General features: G+C 49.5%; 2 rRNA genes. Both read left to right on the top strand.

From position 1 onward, the window contains the following. The first annotated feature begins 157 nt into the window (after positions 1-157). A 23S ribosomal RNA gene (locus C7J97_RS14515) occupies positions 158-2,992 on the top strand. Positions 2,993-3,118: 126 nt separating this feature from the next. Then, positions 3,119-3,235, top strand: a 5S ribosomal RNA gene (gene rrf, locus C7J97_RS14510). Position 3,236 lies beyond the last annotated feature (1 nt).

Here is a 3,236-nt window from a genome sequence, read left to right as displayed (position 1 = left end):
AAGACGTACCTTGAAAACTGAATAATAACTGCGAAACAAAGATTATAGTAAGTTCTTTTTTAAGAAATATTACAATTTCAAAAGGAAGGGTAACAATAATCTTCGTTGGCAAGAGAGAATCAAGAGGATACCAAATGTTCTTAAAGAACGTTTGAAAGGTCAAGCGAACAAGGGCGCAGGGCGAATGCCTTGGCACTGGGAGCCGATGAAAGACGTGATAAGCTGCGATAAGCTTCGGGGAGCTGCAAATAAGCATTGATCCGGAGATTTCTGAATGAGGAAACTCACCTGGGTTCATACTCGGGTACGTTATACTGAACTTAAAAATAGGTATATCGAGGGAACCGCCTGAACTGAAACATCTAAGTAGGGCGAGGAAGAGACATCAAACGAGATTCCGTAAGTAGTGGCGAGCGAACGCGGAAGAGGGCAAACCGGAAGTAGAAATACTTCCGGGGTACGGACCGCATTTAGGACTTGAGTTGTTAACCGAACGGCATGGGAAGGCCGGTCAGAGAGTGTGAGAACCACGTAGGTGAAAACGACAAGAGCTGAGCGAGTTCCAGAGTACGGCCAGACACGTGAAACCTGGTCGGAATACGGGGGGACCACCCTCCAACCCTAAATACTACCCAGTGACCGATAGCGTATAGTACTGTGAAGGAAAGGTGAAAAGCACCCCGGGAGGGGAGTGAAAAAGAACCTGAAACCCTGTGCCTACAAGCACCTAGAGCACGTCAATGTGTGATAGGGTACTTTTTGTAGAACGGTCCGGCGAGCGATTGTATGCAGCAAGGTTAAGGACTTAAGGTCTGGAGCCGAAGCGAAAGCGAGTTTGAAAAGGGCGTTAAGTTGCATACAATGGGCCCGAAACCGGGTGACCTACCCATGGTCAGGTTGAAGTGGAAGTAAAATTCCATGGAGGACCGAACCGACCTCCGTTGAAAAGGCGGCGGATGAACTGTGGGTAGCGGAGAAATTCCAATCGAACCCGGAGATAGCTGGTTCTCCCCGAAATAGTTTTAGGACTAGCCTCAAGTTAGATACCTGGAGGTAAAGCACTGAATAGCCTAGCGGCCGAGAGGTTAGCGAAGCTTATCAAACTCAGAATGCCAGAGTATTGATGCTTGGGAGTCAGACAGTGTCAGATAAATGTCATTGTCAAAAGGGAAACAGCCCAGATCTACAGCTAAGGTCCCAAAGTCAGGTTAAGTGGAAAACGATGTGAAGATACGTAGACAACCAGGATGTTGGCTCAGAAGCAGCCACACATTCAAAGAGTGCGTAATAGCTCACTGGTCGAGCGTCTTTGCGCGGAGAATTTAACGGGGCTAAACCTGACACCGAAGCTTAGGCAATACAGCAATGTATTGGGTAGGGGAGCGTTGTATACGCGGTGAAACAGTAGCGCAAGCGGCTGTGGAGTGTATAGAAGTGAGAATGCCGGAATGAGTAGCGCGAATGCAGTGAGAATCTGCATGGCCGAAAGCCTCAGGTTTCTGGAGGAAGGTTCGTCCGCTCCAGGTTAGTCGGGAGCTAAGGTGAGGCCTAACGGCGTAGCCGATGCACAGACGGTAGAGATTCCGTCACCACCAAAAGAGTTAAACACAGGGACACATTTGAAGTCTCGGAGCCGGGTGTTGGTTCCGGTAGCGATCGAGGAAAATTAGTACCGAAGTCTGGGATGGAAGATGGCGAGAAAAGCTGTGTGTATTTCTGCGGTGCCCGTACCGCAAACCGACACAGGTAGGTAGGAAGAAGATTCTAAGGCCAACGGGAGAAGGGTTGTTAAGGAACTCGGCAAATTGACCCCGTAACTTCGGGAGAAGGGGTGCTCCAGAGATGGAGCCGCAGAGAATCGGCCCAAGCAACTGTTTACCAAAAACACAGGTTTGTGCTAAATCGAAAGATGACGTATACGAGCTGACGCCTGCCCGGTGCTGGAAGGTTAAGAGGAGATGTGCAAGCATTGAATCGAAGCCCCAGTGAACGGCGGCCGTAACTATAACGGTCCTAAGGTAGCGAAATTCCTTGTCAGGTAAGTTCTGACCCGCATGAAAGGCGTAATGATTTGGGCACTGTCTCGACAGCCCGCCCGGCGAAATTGTAGTACCGGTGAAGATGCCGGTTACCCGCGACAAGACGGAAAGACCCCATGGAGCTTTACTGTAGCCTAATATTGGGTTTCGATGTTGCATGCACAGGATAGATGGGACACAGGGAAACAAGTGCTTTGGCATTTGTGGAGTGGCCGTTGGGATACCATCCTTGCGATATTGGAATTCTAACCTGCGCCTTTGAATCAAGGCGGGGGACATTGTTAGGTGGGCAGTTTGACTGGGGCGGTCGCCTCCTAAAGAGTAACGGAGGCGTTCAAAGGTTCGCTCAGCTTGAACGGAAATCAAGCAAAAGAGTGCAAACGCAGAAGCGAGCCTAACTGCGAGACTGACGGGTCGAGCAGTAACGAAAGTTGGAGTTAGTGATCCGGTGGTATGTGAGTGGAAATGCCATCGCTCAACGGATAAAAGTTACCCTGGGGATAACAGGCTGATCTCCCCCAAGAGTCCACATCGACGGGGAGGTTTGGCACCTCGATGTCGGCTCATCGCATCCTGGGGCTGTATTCGGTCCCAAGGGTTTGGCTGTTCGCCAATTAAAGCGGTACGCGAGCTGGGTTCAGAACGTCGTGAGACAGTTCGGTCCCTATCTGTCGTGGGCGCAGGATATTTGATGGGAGCTGTTCCTAGTACGAGAGGACCGGAGCGGACGTACCTCTGGCGCACCAGTTGTTCTGCCAAGGGCATAGCTGGGCAACTATGTACGGATCGGATAAACGCTGAAAGCATCTAAGCGTGAAGCCGACCCAAAGATAAGATATCCCATTGTTTTAAACAAGTAAGACCCCTTGAAGACTACAAGGTTGATAGGCACGATGTGTAAGTGGAGTGATCCATTCAGCAAGCGTGTACTAATAGGTCGAGGGCTTGACCACAATTCGCTTGAGACTTTTAAGTCAACGAAAAAATGTTAGCAGTGATTATTCAGTTTTGAAGGCACGTCCTTCTAAGAAATACTGGACAGATACACAGAAATGTGTTATACTGATTCAGTCAAATTGGTCGGTGTCGATGACGGTAAGGTTCCACCTGTTCCCATTCCGAACACAGAAGTTAAGCTTACTTGTGCCGAAGATAGTTAGCTGGAAACGGCTTGTGAAAATAGGTAGTCGCCGACTT

The sequence above is a fragment of the Faecalibacterium prausnitzii genome (genome assembly GCF_003324185.1).
Classification (GTDB): domain Bacteria; phylum Bacillota; class Clostridia; order Oscillospirales; family Ruminococcaceae; genus Faecalibacterium; species Faecalibacterium prausnitzii.
The sequence above is the reverse complement of the archived record's forward strand: the minus strand, read 5'-3'. Positions and strand labels throughout refer to the sequence as shown.